Consider the following 16,257-nt stretch of genomic DNA (forward strand, 5'->3'; position numbering starts at 1 on the left):
CGGGAAGAAGGTGTCCGCAACCATGTCCAGATTCCGTACCCGAGCGATCGCGGTACTGGCCGTGATCGGCCTGACCGTCACCGCGGCCCCGGCGCCACCCGCCGCCGCAGCGGGCGGCCCTAACCTCGCCGCCGGTAGGAACACCACCGCGAGCAGCACCAACGCGCCGTACGTCGCCGCGAACCTGACCGACGGCAACCAGGGCAGCTACTGGGAGAGCAGTGGCGCCCTCCCGCAGTGGGCCCAGGTGGACCTCGGCTCCAGCCACTCCATCGACCAGGTGGTCCTCAAGCTGCCCGGCAGCTGGGAGGCACGTACGCAGACGCTCTCCGTGCAGGGCAGCGCGGACGGCAGCGGCTTCAGCACCATCGTCTCCGCCGCCGGGCGGTCGTTCAGCCCGGCCGGCGGGAACACCGTGACCATCGACTTCCCGGCCACCAGCACCCGGTTCGTCCGCGTCCACGTCACCGCGAACACCGGTTGGTCGGCCGCCCAGCTCGCCGAGTTGGAGGTGTACGGCGCGGCGACCTCGTCGACCAACCTGGCGCTCGGCAGGACGATGGGGGAGAGCAGCCACGCCGACGTCTACGGCGCGGGCAACGCCAACGACGGCAACGCCGGCACCTACTGGGAGAGCGCCAACAACGCCTTCCCGCAGTGGATCCAGGTCGACCTGGCCGCCACGGTGAACGTCAACCGGCTGGTGCTCAAACTGCCCGGCGGCTGGGGCGCGCGCAGCCAGACGTTGACCGTGCAGGGCAGCACCAACGGGTCGAGCTTCAGCACCCTGGTCGCCTCGGCGTCGTACGCCTTCAACCCCGGCTCCGGCAACTCCGTCACGGTCGACGTGCCCAACACCGCCACCCGGTACGTCCGCCTGCTGGTCACCGCGAACACCGGTTGGCCCGCCGGGCAGCTCTCGGAGCTGGAGGTGTACGGCCCGGCGACCGGCGACATCGAACCGCCCTCGGCACCCGGCAACCTCGCCTTCACCGAACCGGCCGCCGACCAGGTCCGGCTCACCTGGACGGCGGCGAGCGACAACGTCGGCGTGACCGGCTACGACATCTACGCCAACGGGGTGCTGCGCACCAGCGTCGGCGGTTCGACGCTCACGTACACCGACACCCAGCCCGCCTCCGCCACGGTGACCTACCAGGTACGGGCCCGGGACGCCGCCGGCAACCAGTCGGCGAACAGCAACTCGGTGACCCGTCCGGGTGAGACCGGTGACACGACGGCACCGACCGCGCCGGGCAACCTGGCCTACACGCAGCCGGCGAGCGGCCAGATCCGGTTGACCTGGACCGCGTCGACCGACAACGTCGGGGTGACCGGCTACGACGTGTACGCCAACGGCACGTTGCGCGGCAGCATCAACGGTTCCACGCTCACCTACACCGACAGCCAACCCGCGTCGGCGACCGTCTCCTACCTCGTTCGCGCCAGGGACGCGGCGGGAAACGTGTCGGCGAACAGCAACATCGTCACCCGCCCCGGCAGCACGCCGGGCGGCACCAACCTCGCCGTCGGCAAGCCGATCACCGCCTCCTCGGTGGTGCACATCTTCAACGCCGTCAACGCCAACGACGACGACGTCACCACCTACTGGGAGGGCGCGCCCGGGGCGTACCCGAGCACGCTGACCGTGTCGCTCGGCGCGAACGCGACGATCAGCTCCCTGGTGGTGAAGCTCAACCCCGATCCGGTCTGGGGACCGCGTACCCAGACGTTCCAGGTGCTCGGCCGGGAGCAGTCGGCCTCCGGGTTCAGCACGCTGGCCGGGTCGGCCACCTACTCGTTCAATCCGGCGAGCGGCAACACGGTGACCATCCCGGTCTCGGCGACCGCCGCCGACGTCCGGCTCCAGTTCACCGCGAACTCCGGCTCGTCGAACGGGCAGGTCGCCGAGCTCCAGGTGATCGGGGTGCCCGCGCCGAACCCGGACCTGACGGTCACCGGCCTCACCGCGTCGCCCGCGTCGCCGGTGGAGACCGATTCGATCACCCTCTCCGCCACGGTCCGCAACGCCGGCACCGCGGGCGCCGCGGCCACCGCCGTCGGCCTCTACCTGGGTACGACGAAGGTCGGCACGGCCAACGTCGGCGCGCTGGCCGCCGGCGCGTCGACCACCGTCTCGGCGAACATCGGCCCGCGCAACGCGGGCAGCTACGAACTCGTGGCGAAGGTCGACGAGGCCGACACGGTGATCGAGCAGAACGAGGCGAACAACAGCTACACCAGCCCCAACGCGCTCACCGTCAGCCCGGTGGCCAGCTCCGACCTGGTGGCCTCGGCGGTGACCTGGTCGCCCGGCACGCCGAGCGCGGGAGCCACGGTCAACTTCGCGGTGACCATCCGCAACCAGGGCACTGTCGCCTCGGCGGGCGGCGCGCACGGAATCACGCTGACCGTGGTCGACGACTCGGGCAGCGTGGTCCGCACGTTGACCGGCTCGTACAGCGGCACCATCGCCGCCGGTGCGACCGCCGGACCGGTGAGCCTCGGCGGCTGGACGGCGGCCAATGGCCGGTACACCGTCCGGGTGGTGCTCGCCGACGACGCCAACGAGCTGCCGGTGAAGCGGCAGAACAACACCAGCGAGCGACCGCTCTTCGTGGGGCGCGGGGCGAACCTGCCGTACGACATGTACGAGGCCGAGGAGGGCACGGTCGGTGGCGGGGCGCAGGTGCTCGCGCCGAACCGGACCATCGGCGACCTGGCCGGTGAGGCGTCCGGCCGACGAGCGGTCACCCTCAACAACACCGGCGCGTACGTCGAGTGGACCACCAAGGCCCCGGCCAACGCGCTGGTGACCCGTTTCTCGATCCCGGACGCGCCGGGCGGCGGGGGCATCGACTCGACGTTGAACATCTACGTCGACGGGGTGCTGCACAAGCCGATCGGCCTCACCTCGAAGCACATCTGGCTGTACGGCGCCGAGGCCGGCCCGAGCGACTCGCCGAGCGCGGGGCCGCCCCGGCACCTCTACGACGAGGCGAATGTCCTGCTGAACTCCACGATCCCGGCCGGCAGCCGGATCCGGCTTCAGAAGGACCCGGCCAACAACACCACGTACGCCATCGACTTCATCAACCTGGAGCAGGTGTCGCCGCGGGCCAACCCGGACCCGGCGCGGTACGCGGTACCGAACGGGTTCAGCCACTCCGACGTGCAGAACGCCCTGGACGCGGTACGGATGGACACCTCCGGCACGCTGACCGGGGTGTACCTGCCGGCCGGCACGTACGAGACGTCGCAGAAGTTCCAGGTCTACGGCAAGCCGGTCAAGGTCGTCGGCGCGGGCATGTGGTTCACCCGCTTCCAGACGCCGACGTCGCAGCAGAACACCGACGCCGGGTTCCGGGTGGAACCCTCGGCCAGCGGGTCGTCCTTCGAGCACCTCGCGTTCTTCGGCAACTACACCAACCGCATCGACGGGCCGGGGAAGGTCTGGGGTGAGCTGAAGGACGTCGACGACATGACCCTGGACAACGTCTGGGTCGAGCACACCGTCTGCGCGTACTGGGGGGTCAGCGTCAGCGGTCTCACCATCACGAACAGCCGGTTCCGCAACACGTTCGCCGACGCGGTGAACATGACCAACGGCAGCACCGGCAACCTGGTCGCCAACTCGGAGGGCCGGTCCAACGGTGACGACGCGTTCGCGCTCTTCTCCGCCACCGACCAGGGCGCGTCGACCGGTAATCACGGCAACGTGTTCGAGAACCTGACCGCCACGCTGACCTGGCGGGCGGCGGGCATCGCCGTGTACGGCGGCTACGACAACGTGTTCCGCAACCTCTACATCGCCGACCAGCTGACGTACTCCGGCATCACGATCAGCTCGCTGGACTTCGGTTACCCGTTCATCGGGTTCGGAGCCAGCCCACCCACCCGGTTCGAGAACATCTCACTGATCCGGTCCGGTGGTCACTTCTGGGGTGCGCAGACCTTCCCAGCGATCTGGGTCTTCTCGGCGTCGAAGGAGTTCCGCGGCATCCGGATCACGGACGTGGACATCGTGGACCCGACGTACTCCGGGATCATGTTCCAGACCAAGTACACCGGCAGCCAGCCGGAGAACCCGGTCACCGACACCGTCTTCACCAACGTCTCGATCTCCGGGGCGCGGCGCAGCGGTGACGCCTTCGATGCCAAGTCGGGCTTCGCCGTCTGGGCGAACGAGATGCCCGAGCCGGGTCAGGGCCCGGCGGTCGGTTCGGCGACCTTCAACAACCTCCGCCTGACCGGCAACGACGTCGACATCAGGAACACCACCTCGACGTTCACCATCATCCGCAACTGACCGCCCACACCTGGACGCCGCCGGGGGAGAGCACTCTCCCGGCGGCGTCCGCCGTTCCGGTCAGCCGGCCGGGGCGCCGTGCCGGCCGGCGCCGGCGGCGAACCGGGCCGCGCCCGCCGCCGCGTCGGCGGCCAGCGAATCCATCCCGTACGCCAGTTCGGTTGCCATCGCCGCCGGCTCGGGCAGCCCGGCACCGGCGAGCACCGCCGCCCGGTCGTTGCGCAGGCAGGGCTGCGGGTGCCGCGCCAGCTCGGCGGCCAGCTGCTCGGCCTCGGCCCGCGCCGTGCCCGGCGCGACCAGGCGGTTGACCAGACCCATGGCGTACGCCTCCGGCGCCGGCACCGGCCTGCCGGTGAGGATCAGGTCCATCGCCCGGCTCTCGCCGATGAGCCGGGGCAGCCGGACGGTGCCCCCGTCGATCAGTGGGACGCCCCAGCGTCGGCAGAACACGCCGAGCACCGCGTCGGCCTCGGCGACCCGCAGATCGCACCAGAGCGCCAGCTCCAGACCACCGGCGACGGCATACCCGGAGATCGCCGCGATCACCGGCTTGCCCAGGGCCAGCCGGGTGGGGCCCATCGGTCCGTCCCCGTCCGGCTCCACCCGGTTGCCGCTCGGCGTGCCGATCGCCTTCAGGTCGGCGCCGGCACAGAACGTGCCGCCGGCGCCCCAGAGCACCGCGACCGAGGCGTCCGGGTCGGCGTCGAAGGCGCGGAACGCGTCGGCCAGCGCCCGCGCGGTCGGCCCGTCCACGGCGTTGCGCGCCGCCGGCCGGTCCAGGATGACCGTGGTCACCGGTCCGTGACGTTCGACCCGTACGCCCATCGACACAGCATGCCCGCGGCGGTTCCGGTACGCCAGGGGCTACCATGCCGCGAAAGTGATCATGAGGGGTGCCGTGAACACCGACCTGTACGACGTCATCCATCGCCGCCGGGACGTGCGGGGTCAGTTCACCGGGGCTCCGGTGCCCGACGACACGCTGCACCGGATCCTTGCCGCCGCGCACGCCGCGCCGAGCGTCGGCTACTCCCAGCCGTGGGACTTCATCGTCGTCCGCGACCCGGACACCCGGCACCGGTTCCACGAGCACGTCAGCACCGAGCGGGACACCTTCGCCGGCACGCTCACCGGGGAGGCCGCCGAGCGGTTCGCGCGAATCAAGATCGAAGGGGTGCGGGAGTCCACCTTGTCGATCGTGGTCACGTACGACCCGGCCCGCGGCGGACCGACCGTGCTCGGCCGGCACGCGATCGCCGACACCGGCCTCTACTCCGCCTGCCTCGCCATCCAGAACCTCTGGCTGGCCGCCACCGCCGAAGGGCTCGGCGTCGGCTGGGTCTCCTTCTACCGGGAGCCCTGGCTCGCCGAACTGCTCGGCATTCCAGCCGGCATCCGGCCGATCGCCTGGCTCTGCGTCGGGCCCGTGACCCACCTGGAGAAGGTGCCCGACCTGGCCCGCCACGGCTGGCGGCAGAAGCGTCCGTTGGCCGAGGCCATCCACGCGGAGCGCTGGCGGCCGGCGGCCGACTGACCGGGCCGCCGGTGTCACCTGCGGAACCCGTCACGGCGGGATCGCACTGTGGTCACGCCCGGCTACGAATCCGTCCCCGGCGACCGGTTTGCGACGGCGAGGACCGGGAAGTCGGTACCCGTGCGAGCACTCCTGACGAAAATCGAGCAGAACACCCGGCTGGACCGGGTGGGTGACCCGTTGCAGCGCGCGGTCCAGGCGGTCCTGCGACCGCAGCGGATCCGAGACCTGCTGCACGGCGTCCCGCTGGGCCACCCGCTGCACCCGGCGATGGTGCAGGTGACGATCGGATCCTGGATCAGCGCGGCGATCCTCGACCTGATGCCCGGGCAGCGCCGGGCCGCCACGACCCTGACCGCGGTCGGCACGGTGAGTGCCGTCCCGGCGGCCGTCGCCGGGTTCAACGACTGGGCGGCGCTGGCACCCGACCAGCGCCGGGTCGGCCTGGTGCACGCCGCCAGCAACTCCCTGGCGGTGGCCTGCTACGCCGGCTCGCTGGCCGCGCGCTTCTCCGGTCAGCACCGGCTCGGTCGCACGCTCGGCATGGCGGGCCTCAGTGTCGCCAGCCTCGGCGCCTACATCGGCGGGCACCTGGCGTACAAGCAGGGCGCTCAGGTCAGCCAGAGCATCTCCGAGCTGCACCTGATCAGCCAGGGCTGGCACGCGCTGGGTGACATGGCGAGTCTCCCGCAGCGGCAGCTGATCACCAAGGAGATCGACGACGTCTCGGTCATCCTCTACCGGCACGGCGACGACGTGACAGTGATGCTGGAGCGCTGCCCGCACCAGAGCGGCCCGCTCGGCCAGGGCGAGGTGCAGCAGGTCGACGGGCACGACTGCGTGGTCTGCCCGTGGCACGGCAGCACCTTCCGGCTCGACGATGGCGAGGTGGTGCACGGCCCGTCCGGCAACGACGCGCAGGTGCTGCCCACCCGCGTCCGCAACGGCATGCTCGAGGCGCGACTGCCCTGAGCGGCGCGCCGGTGCGGCGGAGCGGGCGGGGCACGCCTTCTGCCGGGCGGCGGGCGGCGTCGGGACCGGTTCAGTCGCGGCGGTGTCGGCCGCCCGGTAGTTCACCGGCGGCCCGGGCGTGCGCCCCGGCCTGGCCGCTGGGCAGCGCGCGTACCACCCTGGTCGCCGGCGGACCCGTCCGTCCGCGCGTCGCCGCACTCGGGGCGCCCGTCCGGGTGCCGGCGGTGGCCGGGCGGCGGCGCAGTCCGAGGACGGCACCTATCTGCGCGCCGACGATGCCGGCCACGGCGAGTACGGCGGAGACCGCCAACGGGCGGTTCAGCCGGTCCGGCTCACCGGCGCGGGCCGCGCCCACCGCCATCGCGGGCGCCTCGGAGTCGGACCGCGCGGAGTCGCCGTGCGAGTTCCCGCCATCCGGGGTGCCCGGCGCCGGCCGGGTCTCGTGTGCCCCGGCGACCCGCTCGGGGGCCGGCGTGGGACGTGGCGAGGGACGGTCCACGAGGCGACCGGTGGCATGGGGTCGTACGCCCCGGTCGGTCGCCTGCTCGGGTAGCTTGAGCAGTTGTCCCGGGCGGATCCGGTCGGGGTCGGCGAGCTGGTTGATCCGGGCCAGCTCGCGGTAGTCGGCGAACTCGTCCAGGTAGCGGTCGGCGACCGCGCCGAGGTAGTCGCCCTTCGCGACCCGGTACACGGGCGGTGCTCCGGTCGACGTGTCCCGCACGTTCGAGATCACCGCCGAGCCCGCACCGGAAGCGACCGCCGGGGCGGTGGAGAACGTGACCCGCGCGCCCGAGGGAGCTGCCCGCAGTCCGGCGGCGTCCGGTCCGGGGTACGCCTGGGTGGTAGTGGCCGTGAGGTTCGTAGCCGGTCCGGCGTACGCCTGGGTGGCGACCGTGGCGGCGCTGGCCGCCGGGGCGGCGGCGACGATCAGCGCGACCGAGCCGACCAGAGCGGCCGCCGCGCGCTGCTGCCGGCTCATACCCGGCAGCCGGGGCGCCGGCCGGCGCAGCGCCTGCGCACCCAGCTCGATGAGCACCGAGAGGGTGAACGTGGCCCAGCCGAACCAGCCGACGACGGCCAACGCCCGCAGGAAGAGTTGCCCGTCGTCGCGGCTGGTCAGCGTGGCGCCGACCTCGGCGAGAGCCGGTACGTGGTCGGGGAGCGGGTTGCCGGCGAGGGCGAGCAGCGCCACCGGGGCGCCCACCAGCACCGCACATAGCACGATCAGCGCGCCGAACCCGGTGAGGATCCGTCCGGTCCGGCGTAGAGCGGAGCGACCCATGGCTGCCTTCCTTCTACGGTCCGGTGAGGGCACGAGCGGTCGCCTCACCGGTGACGGTGACGGTGTCGTCGAGGCCGAACAGGCCGAGCATCGACCTGCGGTACGTGACGGTGACGCGTACGTGGATCAAGGTCTCGCCGTCCATCACCGGGAAACCGACCGTGTGTCCGGCGCTGCCGGCGGCGGCGAGGTAGTCGGCCACCGCGGCGCGGGCCTGCCGTTTGTCGATCCGCTTCGGCCCGCCGGCGATCGCGGTGGCCCGGTCGACGGCCTGCCCGCCGGCCCGGGCGGCCTCGGCGGCCAGGTTGTCGGCGCGTTGCAGGGTACGCAGCTGACCGGCCCCGTCGTAGGAGAGCCCGATGATGGCGAGCACCCCCACCATCGCCACCGCGAGGAAGATGCTCACCCGCCCGGCGTCGCGGCCCGGCCCGGCGGTCATCCGCGACTCCGGTACCGGTCCAGCGGTGAGGTGAAGCTCGCGGAGACCGCGTTGCCGCTCGGCATGCGGGGCAGTACGGAGAGGTGCAGGTCCGCGTAGGACAGGGTGCAGCTCACCTCGACGGTGACCGTGGCCTCGCGGCCGGCCCGGCTCTGGAAGGCCGCGCGGAAGCTGGTGGGACGGCCGGCGACCGAGCCGCTGAACGTGAAGGTCGGGCCGTCGACGCAGGTCATGTCCTCCCACTTCAGCTGCTGCCGGGCCGCTCTGCGCGCCTCGTCGCGGGCGGTGCCGGCGTCCCGGGAGATGGAGGCGGCCCGGGCCGCGTCGTGGGCGGCGGCCTCGATCGCCTCGGCCGCCACCGCGCTGCGGCCGGTAACCCCGGCCAGCACGATCAGCGCGATGAACGCCGGGGCGAGCACCGCCACCTCGATGGAGACCGAACCGCGTCCCTTGTCGCGGGTCACGGCGTGGTCCACCGTTCCTTCGTCCCGTGGGCGGTCTGCACCACCGGGAAACTCACCAGCGGGATCACCGAGAGGGATCGGCCGCGCACGGTGCAGGTCACCTCGGCGGCACCGGCCTGGCAGGACGGACCGGGCCGCTCCCAGCCGACCAGCCAGTCACCCGAGGCGCGGAGGAAGCGGGTGGCCCGCCGGGCACCCGCGTCGGCGGGAGCCTGGTGCACCCGCTGCGCGTTCACCGCGCTCTGCGCGGCGTTCAGCGCGGTCGATCGGGCCACGAACCAGACGGCGATCTGCACCGAGGCGAAGAGCAGCACCAGGATCACCGGCATCACCACCGCCAACTCGACCGGGCTGGCGCCGCGGTCCGCGCCGCCGGCGGTCGCCCGCCGCAGCGCCGCGCCGGCCAGCCGGCGGGCGGCACGGCGCGCGAGGCGGCCGGTCATGGACGTGCGGGGGCACCGGACGGTGGGTACCGTCCGGTGCCCCCGGCGCTGAGCGGCCCGGTGCATCGGCGGTTACGGCTTGGTCGGGTTGCTGTGGGCCGGGATGCCGTTCATCCAGTCCTCCGCCTTGGCGAGGGCCAGACCGGTGACGATCGTCGCCACGAAGACCAGGCCGAAGATGATGACGGCGGTCGGCACGGGGCTGTCCCCGCGTTCGCCGTCGCGGCGCAACTCGGCCAGGCGGGTCGTCAACGCGACGTGCACGTAGGTGAAGAGGGACATGGCGTGCTCCTTCTCGGGTCGGGGGTTCACATGCGGGCGATGAACGGGTAGACGACGAAGCCGAGCAGGACGAAGACGAGCAGCGCGCCGGGAATGTCGAGGCGACTGGTCACACCCTCGGCCCGGGCGAGGTTGTCGGTACGGATCTGGTCGCGCAGCGAGTCGGCCCGGCTGCGCAGGGTCTCGTGCACCTGCGCCCCCTCGCTGCCGGATGAGCGCATGATCGCGCCGACGTCGCCGAGTTCGGGGATGCCGATCCGGTCGGCGAGGTCCCGCAGCTCGTCCCAGGGTGAGTGCATCTGCATCTGGGCGATCCGCAGCGCCTCGGCGATCCGGTCGAAGACCCAGCCGTCGCAGACCGCCGCAGCCCGCTCCAGGGACTGCACCGGTCCGTGCGCGGCGGAGAGCTGCAACGCCACGAGGTCCAGGTAGGTGCAGACGGCCTGCCGGAACTCCTCCCGAGCCTTGGCGGCCCGAGCCAGCACGGACCGGTGCGCCAGCAGCGCCGCGACCAGGGAGAGCCCGAGACTGCCCAGCACCGGCAGCGCCAGTGGCAGGGAGATGCCGAGTACGAGGCAGGCCACCCCCAGCAGGGTCGGCGCGGCCAGCCCGACCAGCGCGGACAGCAGTAGCGACAGCGCGTACTGCTCGGGGGTCTGGTCGATCAGCGCGAGTTGCCGGTGCGGCGGGCGCAGCCACCGGGAGAACCCGCTGAGCCAGTCCAGGCGTCGTCCGGCCGGGACGGCGAGCGATGTCGTGCCCGCCGGCTGGTGCAGCCGGCGGAGCGCGGGCCCGAGCGCCGGGGAGGCCGGCACCAACTCGCGTACGACCAGGAACAGGCCGAGCCCGACGGCTGCCCCACCGCCCACGGCGATCCCGAGCTGCCAGTTCAGGTAGGTGATCACCGGCCCGGCCTCCCACCCGTGGTTTCCACGGGTCCGCTCCTCGCGCTCACGCGATCGCCTCCTCCGGATCGGGGGCGGGCAGGAAGCGGGCCGGCCGCTGCGGCTGGCTCATCGACCGCACCCAGGCCAGCAGGCCGATGAAGATCGCACCGAGCGCCGCCATCACCAGCTGGCCGATCGGCGTGGCGTACGGGCGGATGTACTCGCTGTTGAGTAACCCGTAGCCGAGCGTGGCGAGGGTCATCCCGGTCAGGAACCGCACCGCGAACCGAGGCTGGGTGCGCTTCGCCTCGATCTCCCGCCGGGTGGCCACCTCGGCGGCCGCCGCGGCGGCGATCGAGCCGAGCACGTCGCCGAGGCGGTCGCCCCGGTCGGTCAGGTGCAGGATCAGCGCGGCCACCACCTGGTCGCAGACCGGGTCGCCGATCTCGTCGGCGAACGCGAGCAGGGCGGCGCGGGCCAGCCAGCCGGCCTGGAGCCGGGCGGCGAGCAGCCGTACCTCCTCCTCGATCTCCTCCGGCGCGGTGTCGACGGTATGGATGATCGACTGTTGCAGTCCCTGCCCGGTGGCGGAGACGTCCTTGAGCCGGCGGGTCCATTCGCCGACCGCCTCGACCCGGGCGATGGCGCGTTGCTCGGCCCGGCCCACGTTGAACAGCCAGGGAGTGCCGGGCACCGCGACCGCGACCAGCAGACCGACCACGGGCAGGCCGGTGAGCAGGAACGCCGCCGCTCCGGCCACCAGCGCGCCGATCAGCAGGGCCTGGTGTTTGCGCCGCTCGCCGGGGGTGCCGCCCGACCCGTACCAGAGGCGGCGCAGCCCGGGCCCGGCGCCGGGGGCAGGTCCGGGCGGGCGCCGGGTGCCGACGAGCGCGACCACCGCCAGGACCAGCCCGGCCACGCAGGCGGCGCCGGAGACCACCGCGATCAGTTCGACGTCGTCGCGCACGCCGTCACCGCCGGGCCAGTCGGGTCTGCCGTGGCCGCCGCCAGGCGCCGGCGCCGGCCTCGATCCAGCGGGTCAGCAACCGCGCGTCGTACCCGACCCGGAGCAGTTGGTCGCGTACGCGTTCCGGCAGATGCCGGGGGACCGCCCGGCCGTCCGGACCGGGGCCGAACACCGTGGTCGTGGTGATCCGGCCGGCGTCGCCGGCACCGATCACCTCCTCGACGTGCGAGACGAACCGGTGTTTGCGGCCACCGATCGCGGTCTCGTCCTCGACGGTCACGTAGACGATCAGGTCGAGCGCGTTGCCCGCCATCCGGCGTGCCTGGTCGACGGTCATCTCCCGGCCGTGCGCCAGGGCCAGCTCCACGATCCGTTCGCCGACTCCGGCCGGGGTACGGGCGTGGATGGTGCACATCGAGCCCCGGCTGGTCGTCATGGCCTGGAGCATCGGCACGATCTCCCGGGACCGGACCTCGCCGACGATGATCCGCAGTACGCCCATCCGGAGCGAGACTGGGATCAGGTCGGCGATGGTGACCTCACCGGCCGGACGGCCGTCGTGTCCCCGTTCGCCGTGCCCCTCGCGGGCCTCGAAGCTCATCACCGCCCGGTGCCGCGGTTGGCGACGGGCCGGCAGCAGTTCCCGGCTCTCCTCCAGCAGCACGTACGGCTCGTCCGGCGGGATCTCGTTCATGAGAGCCCGGATCACCGTCGTCTTCCCGGCACCGGCGAGCCCGGCGACCATGATGTTCAACCCGGCGCGCATGGACGCGCGGAGGAAGTCGCGCAGCAGCGGATCGATCATCTCGTCCAGGTCGGGCCGGGAGCCGGCGATGTCGTCCAGGCTCACGTCCAACGTGTTGTGCTTGCGGATGACCGCGTACGGGCGGTGGCTGACCAGGAACACCGCGGCGAGCCGGCTGCCGTCGGGAAGTTGCAGGTCCAGGGTGGGCTTCGACGTGGAGAGCGAGCGTTCGGTGGCCCCGGCCCGCCGGGCCGCCGCCTGGAGGATCTCCACGAGCTCGGCGTCGCTGTCGGCGATCGGCTCGGCCCAGTCGGAGCCGCCGCCGTGCCGGGTGATGCGCACCTGGTCACAGCCGAGGATGTGCACCTCCTCGATGGTCTCGTCGACCAGCAGCGTCTGTAGCCGGCCCAGCCCCACCAGCTCCGCGGTCACCTGGTCGAGCAGGTTCCGTTCCTCGTCGGCGGGCATCGGCGTACCGGCCCGGCGGACCGAGTCGGCGTACTCCGAGACGACCGCCACGGCGAGCCGGGCCCGCTCGGTGTCCTCCTCGTCGGGTGTGAACTCCCGGCCGCGCTGCCACAGGGTGAGACGTTCACTGAGCTGTCGGCGTAGTTCCCGGACCACCTGGAAGTCGACCCGTGGCCGGGGCGGGGAGGTGGTGGCCGCGCCGGGGAGCGGCGGTGCCTGGTGCCGGCCGTTTGCCGGGGCGAGCGGCGGCGCGACCGAGGTGGCGCTCGGCGGCGCGACCGGGCCGACGGCCGGCGGCTGCTGCCGCGGGTCGGCTGAGACGGGCTCAAAGCGCATGGGGGACTCCCTGCGGGACGGGCCAGCCCAGCCGGGCCCGGCGCCGGTCCAGTAGCGCGCCGACCGGCACCTCCAGCGCGGCGGCCGCGCGCATCAGCGGTCGTCCGGCGCGCACGGTTCCGCCGAACGCGAGCACCCGGGCGGTACGCGGGTCGTACGGCAGTCGGGCGATCACCGGCAGGCGCAGCACCCGACTGATCTCGGTGCGCCCGTGCCCGTCACCGACCAGCAGCAGCCGCAGGTTGCCCGGCGGAACCCGATGCTCGGTGAAGTCCCGTTCGATCGCCCTGACCATGGCCTGCGCGCCGGATAGGTCGGGCAGTTCGGCACGGGTGACCACGAGCACCACCGAGGCGGCGCGCAGCAGCGGCCAGGGCGGGTTGGTCACGTGCAGCCGACCGCAGTCGACCAGCACGTCGTACGGGGGTGTGCCTCGTTCCAGGCCGGTGAGGAAGTCGGCGAACCGCTGCCACAGTGGGGCGACGCTGCCGGACTGGGCCGGGTCGACCACCCCGGGCAGCAGCAGCCGTTCCCGCCGCGGCGCGTCCAGGTCGACCAGTTGTGACCAGAACGCGGTCTCCAGGTTCCCGTCGCGCAGTTCGCCGACGGCGAGTTCACCTATGCCGCGTGGCCCGTCGAGCGCGCCGCCGAGGAAGCCGGCGAGTATCGAACCGCCGGCCGGATCACACTCGGCGAGTACGAGCCGTCGGTGCCAGGTGAGTGCGGCGGCCAACGCGGAGGTGGTGACGCCCGGTGAGCCCTTCGCGGAGACGAGCGCGATGATCGCCATGGTCAGGCCGTCCCGGTGAGCACGACCGCGATCCGGTCCTGCGCGTTCAACGCCACCACCGCCGGTACGTCCCGGACGGCCAGCGCCAGGTAGACCACGATGTCGTCGTTCGTGTCGGAGGTACCCGTGTCGATCACGGTGGCCGGGAAGCGGGTGCCGCCGGCCGCGGCGGAGCCGCCGGCGCTGCCGTCCGGGGTGCTGACCAGCAGCAGCTTGTCGCCGGGGTGCAGTTGCCGGGCGGGCACCTCGGCCGGGCCCAGGCCGAGCGCGAGCTGCTGCTGGTCGGGGCCGAGCAGCGGGGCGTCGGTCAGCTGCCCCATCGTCAGCAGGGTGCCCGGGGCCAGCGACATCGCGGCCCGTTTGCCGAGCACCTCGTCGATCCGGTCGGCCGGCACGGGGCTGAGCCCCTGTCCGCCGGCCACCTGCACCGGCCTCAGGTCGTCGGCGCTGAGCTGCCGGCCCACCTCCACGGGGCGGGCCACCGCCAGGTAGCTACCGGTGGCGCGTACCGAGGTGACCGCGAACGCGGCGCCCAGCCCACCGAGGGCGATCAGCAGTACGGCCAGGCCGAGCAGCCCGGGGCGTATCCGCCGCTGCCGGACCACCCTGGGCGGGGTGACCGGCGCCTCGGCCGGGCTCGTTGCGTTGCGCGTCGCCAGGCTCACCCGGTCACCGCCGTTCCGATCGGCTCGTTTCTCGCGCTCATCGCGTCACCACCTGGAGTTCATTGATCTGGATCGGGACGATCCCCGTCCTGCGCTGCACCGGGATCACTCCCGTCTCGCCGCCGCCCTCCCAGGTCACCGTCCAGTACGTGGTGGCGCTGACCTCGTAGGTGTCGGCCTTCGGGTAGCCGCTGTGGTAGCCGCAGGTCGGCGAGCGTTTGCCGGCGTGCGGGCCGGTGACCTTGTATTCGGTGCCGGGGCCGGTGCAGGTGACCTGCTCGCCGTTGTCCATGTCCCAGACGATCCGGTCGAAGACCGCCGTGATCTCGACGGTCAATCCCCGTTCGGTCTCGGCGTCGGAGATCACCGGGCCGAACGTCTGCCGGGTGTTCTCGCCCCACAGCCAGACCGGCAGGCCGACCAGTCCGGGGCCGGTGGCGCGGCGGGGTGCGACGGCGATCCGGGGCGGCCGGATGCTGATCCGGGCCAGCGCGCGCCGGGCCAGTTCCTCGGGGTCGGGCGGGACGCCGTAGCCGGGCGGGGGACCGTCGAGCAACTCCGGGTGCTGGTCGCCGCGGTCCCCGCCGTTGCAGGTGACCAGGTACCACTGCTTGCCTTCGGGCGTGTCCGGCGGCTGGGGATGCTCCAGCTTGTAGTAGCAGCCGTCGGCGTTGTTGAACCAGCCGAGCAGGTCGTCGTAGCACTTCACGGTGCGGCCGTTCCACTGGCACTTGCCGCCGCCCCCGCCGCCGGAGTCCCCGCCGCCGCCGTCGCCACCACCGTCCCCGCCTCCGCCGGGGGTGCCCGGATCGTCGTCCCAGACGCTGCAGTCGTACTGCTCCGGCGGGCACGATCCGCCCGGGTCGGCCCGCTTGGCGGCGGTCGCCGGCCCGATGCCGGCGGCGACCAGCGCGACTGCCAGACCGAGACCGGCGACCCGGGCCGTCCGGTGTCGGGTGCCGGCCCGGCGGGCTGCCCCGGTCCGCGGGGATCGGGCCGGGGCAGCCGTTCCTCCCCAAGTCAGCACGGCTGATCCTGGTGGGCGGCGCCGGCGCTGATCAACCAGCGGCCGTCGGGGTACCGGGTGGCGGTGGCCGTGGCGAGGTAGCGTTTCCCGCCGCTGCCGGGGACGGCCCGCCGGTCCTTCGTGTAGACCAGCCGGTATCCGGTCGCGTCAAGGCAGTCCTGGATCTCCACGGTGGCCGGTACGCCGATCAGGCTCACCGCGGTCACGGTGGGGTCGGACTTCAACGTTCCGGTACGCATCGCGCCGTGCTCCTTCGCGTCACGAATTGCCATTCGGACCCGGGTCAACAGCGGATCCGCGAGGAACCTGGACAGTTCCGGCGCGTACGGATCGCTGTGTCGACTCGCCGTACGGGACGCGGTGAGATAGCCGGAATACGCGTCGAGCGCGGCTTTTCTCGCGGCCTGTTCATCAGCGTCCCGGTCCGCGTCGGCTTCGGCAGCCGCAGGTGCCGGCGGCCGGACGACCGCCTCCCTGCCCGCGCCGCACGCCGTGATCGACGTCGTCGCTGTGACCGTCATCAGGCAGATTGCCGCTCGGCTGAGCTGCCTTCCTCGCACCGCCGTGCCTCCTCGGTGGCGACCCGGCGGTCACCTCCTCGTCGCCGCCGGGCATGCGGAAGCGCGCCCGAATGGTCACATCCGGGG

At 72.8% G+C, this 16,257-nt stretch carries 16 protein-coding genes; 3 read left to right on the top strand and 13 right to left on the bottom strand.

Annotated features, from left to right (window positions below):
• Nucleotides 1-22: 22 nt before the first annotated feature.
• Nucleotides 23-4,309 (top strand): discoidin domain-containing protein, encoded by a 4,287-nt coding sequence (locus tag ABZS42_RS02115; RefSeq protein WP_355141601.1) that lies wholly within the window; start codon nt 23-25, stop codon nt 4,307-4,309.
• Nucleotides 4,310-4,369: 60 nt separating this feature from the next.
• Here the strand turns inward: ABZS42_RS02115 and ABZS42_RS02120 are convergent, their stop codons facing one another.
• Complete coding sequence (locus ABZS42_RS02120) at nt 4,370-5,134, bottom strand: crotonase/enoyl-CoA hydratase family protein (protein WP_355141603.1); 765 nt, start codon at nt 5,132-5,134, stop codon at nt 4,370-4,372.
• Between the two features lie 61 nt (nt 5,135-5,195).
• On the opposite strand from ABZS42_RS02120, the gene bluB reads away from it, so the two are divergent.
• Together bluB and ABZS42_RS02130 are read left to right on the top strand one after the other, a co-directional pair.
• Nucleotides 5,196-5,843 (top strand): 5,6-dimethylbenzimidazole synthase, encoded by a 648-nt coding sequence (bluB, locus tag ABZS42_RS02125; protein WP_355141908.1) that lies wholly within the window; start codon nt 5,196-5,198, stop codon nt 5,841-5,843.
• Nucleotides 5,844-5,963: 120 nt separating this feature from the next.
• Nucleotides 5,964-6,815, top strand: a complete 852-nt coding sequence (locus ABZS42_RS02130) for a Rieske 2Fe-2S domain-containing protein (RefSeq protein WP_355141605.1) — start codon at nt 5,964-5,966, stop codon at nt 6,813-6,815.
• Between the two features lie 70 nt (nt 6,816-6,885).
• Here ABZS42_RS02130 and ABZS42_RS02135 read toward each other — a convergent pair whose 3' ends face one another.
• From ABZS42_RS02135 to ABZS42_RS02190, 12 genes are all read right to left on the bottom strand, one after another.
• Nucleotides 6,886-8,097: a LysM peptidoglycan-binding domain-containing protein gene (locus ABZS42_RS02135; protein WP_355141607.1), complete on the bottom strand. Its 1,212-nt coding sequence runs from the start codon at nt 8,095-8,097 to the stop codon at nt 6,886-6,888.
• Between the two features lie 13 nt (nt 8,098-8,110).
• Nucleotides 8,111-8,536, bottom strand: a complete 426-nt coding sequence (locus ABZS42_RS02140) for a hypothetical protein (RefSeq protein WP_355141609.1) — start codon at nt 8,534-8,536, stop codon at nt 8,111-8,113.
• A complete protein-coding gene (locus ABZS42_RS02145) occupies nt 8,533-9,012 on the bottom strand; it encodes a TadE/TadG family type IV pilus assembly protein (protein WP_355141611.1) in 480 nt (159 codons plus the stop codon). Before ABZS42_RS02145 ends, ABZS42_RS02140 begins: the two co-directional genes overlap by 4 nt.
• Nucleotides 8,997-9,443, bottom strand: coding sequence for a TadE family protein (locus ABZS42_RS02150; protein ID WP_355141613.1), 447 nt, complete (start codon nt 9,441-9,443; stop codon nt 8,997-8,999). The genes ABZS42_RS02145 and ABZS42_RS02150 overlap by 16 nt, the downstream gene beginning before the upstream one ends.
• Nucleotides 9,444-9,515: 72 nt before the next feature.
• A complete protein-coding gene (locus ABZS42_RS02155) occupies nt 9,516-9,725 on the bottom strand; it encodes a hypothetical protein (protein ID WP_076468877.1) in 210 nt (69 codons plus the stop codon).
• 26 nt (nt 9,726-9,751) lie between these two features.
• Nucleotides 9,752-10,618: a type II secretion system F family protein gene (locus ABZS42_RS02160; protein WP_355141910.1), complete on the bottom strand. Its 867-nt coding sequence runs from the start codon at nt 10,616-10,618 to the stop codon at nt 9,752-9,754.
• 58 nt (nt 10,619-10,676) lie between these two features.
• Complete coding sequence (locus ABZS42_RS02165; protein ID WP_355141615.1) at nt 10,677-11,579, bottom strand: type II secretion system F family protein; 903 nt, start codon at nt 11,577-11,579, stop codon at nt 10,677-10,679.
• A gap of 4 nt (nt 11,580-11,583) precedes the next feature.
• A complete protein-coding gene (locus tag ABZS42_RS02170) occupies nt 11,584-13,128 on the bottom strand; it encodes an ATPase, T2SS/T4P/T4SS family (RefSeq protein WP_355141617.1) in 1,545 nt (514 codons plus the stop codon).
• Nucleotides 13,118-13,918, bottom strand: a complete 801-nt coding sequence (locus ABZS42_RS02175; protein WP_355141619.1) for a ParA family protein — start codon at nt 13,916-13,918, stop codon at nt 13,118-13,120. Before ABZS42_RS02175 ends, ABZS42_RS02170 begins: the two co-directional genes overlap by 11 nt.
• Before the next feature lie 2 nt (nt 13,919-13,920).
• Nucleotides 13,921-14,583, bottom strand: a complete 663-nt coding sequence (locus ABZS42_RS02180) for an SAF domain-containing protein (protein ID WP_355141621.1) — start codon at nt 14,581-14,583, stop codon at nt 13,921-13,923.
• A gap of 37 nt (nt 14,584-14,620) precedes the next feature.
• The gene (locus ABZS42_RS02185; protein ID WP_355141912.1) at nt 14,621-15,493 is read right to left on the bottom strand and encodes a hypothetical protein; all 873 of its coding nucleotides are present in this window, start codon (nt 15,491-15,493) and stop codon (nt 14,621-14,623) included.
• Nucleotides 15,494-15,603: 110 nt separating this feature from the next.
• A complete protein-coding gene (locus tag ABZS42_RS02190; RefSeq protein WP_355141623.1) occupies nt 15,604-16,131 on the bottom strand; it encodes a hypothetical protein in 528 nt (175 codons plus the stop codon).
• Nucleotides 16,132-16,257: the final 126 nt, after the last annotated feature.

It is taken from the genome of Micromonospora sp. NPDC005367, from assembly GCF_040606825.1.
GTDB lineage: Bacteria > Actinomycetota > Actinomycetes > Mycobacteriales > Micromonosporaceae > Micromonospora.

Coding starts and splice junctions, on each gene's coding strand:
- ABZS42_RS02150 (WP_355141613.1), bottom strand. CDS start 9,443: ATGACCGGCCGCCTCGCGCGCCGTGCCGCCCGCCGGCTGGCCGGCGCG.
- ABZS42_RS02155 (WP_076468877.1), bottom strand. CDS start 9,725: ATGTCCCTCTTCACCTACGTGCACGTCGCGTTGACGACCCGCCTGGCC.
- ABZS42_RS02140 (WP_355141609.1), bottom strand. CDS start 8,536: ATGACCGCCGGGCCGGGCCGCGACGCCGGGCGGGTGAGCATCTTCCTC.
- ABZS42_RS02120 (WP_355141603.1), bottom strand. CDS start 5,134: ATGGGCGTACGGGTCGAACGTCACGGACCGGTGACCACGGTCATCCTG.
- ABZS42_RS02175 (WP_355141619.1), bottom strand. CDS start 13,918: ATGGCGATCATCGCGCTCGTCTCCGCGAAGGGCTCACCGGGCGTCACC.
- ABZS42_RS02190 (WP_355141623.1), bottom strand. CDS start 16,131: ATGACGGTCACAGCGACGACGTCGATCACGGCGTGCGGCGCGGGCAGG.
- ABZS42_RS02115 (WP_355141601.1), top strand. CDS start 23: ATGTCCAGATTCCGTACCCGAGCGATCGCGGTACTGGCCGTGATCGGC.
- ABZS42_RS02135 (WP_355141607.1), bottom strand. CDS start 8,097: ATGGGTCGCTCCGCTCTACGCCGGACCGGACGGATCCTCACCGGGTTC.
- bluB (WP_355141908.1), top strand. CDS start 5,196: ATGAGGGGTGCCGTGAACACCGACCTGTACGACGTCATCCATCGCCGC.
- ABZS42_RS02170 (WP_355141617.1), bottom strand. CDS start 13,128: ATGCGCTTTGAGCCCGTCTCAGCCGACCCGCGGCAGCAGCCGCCGGCC.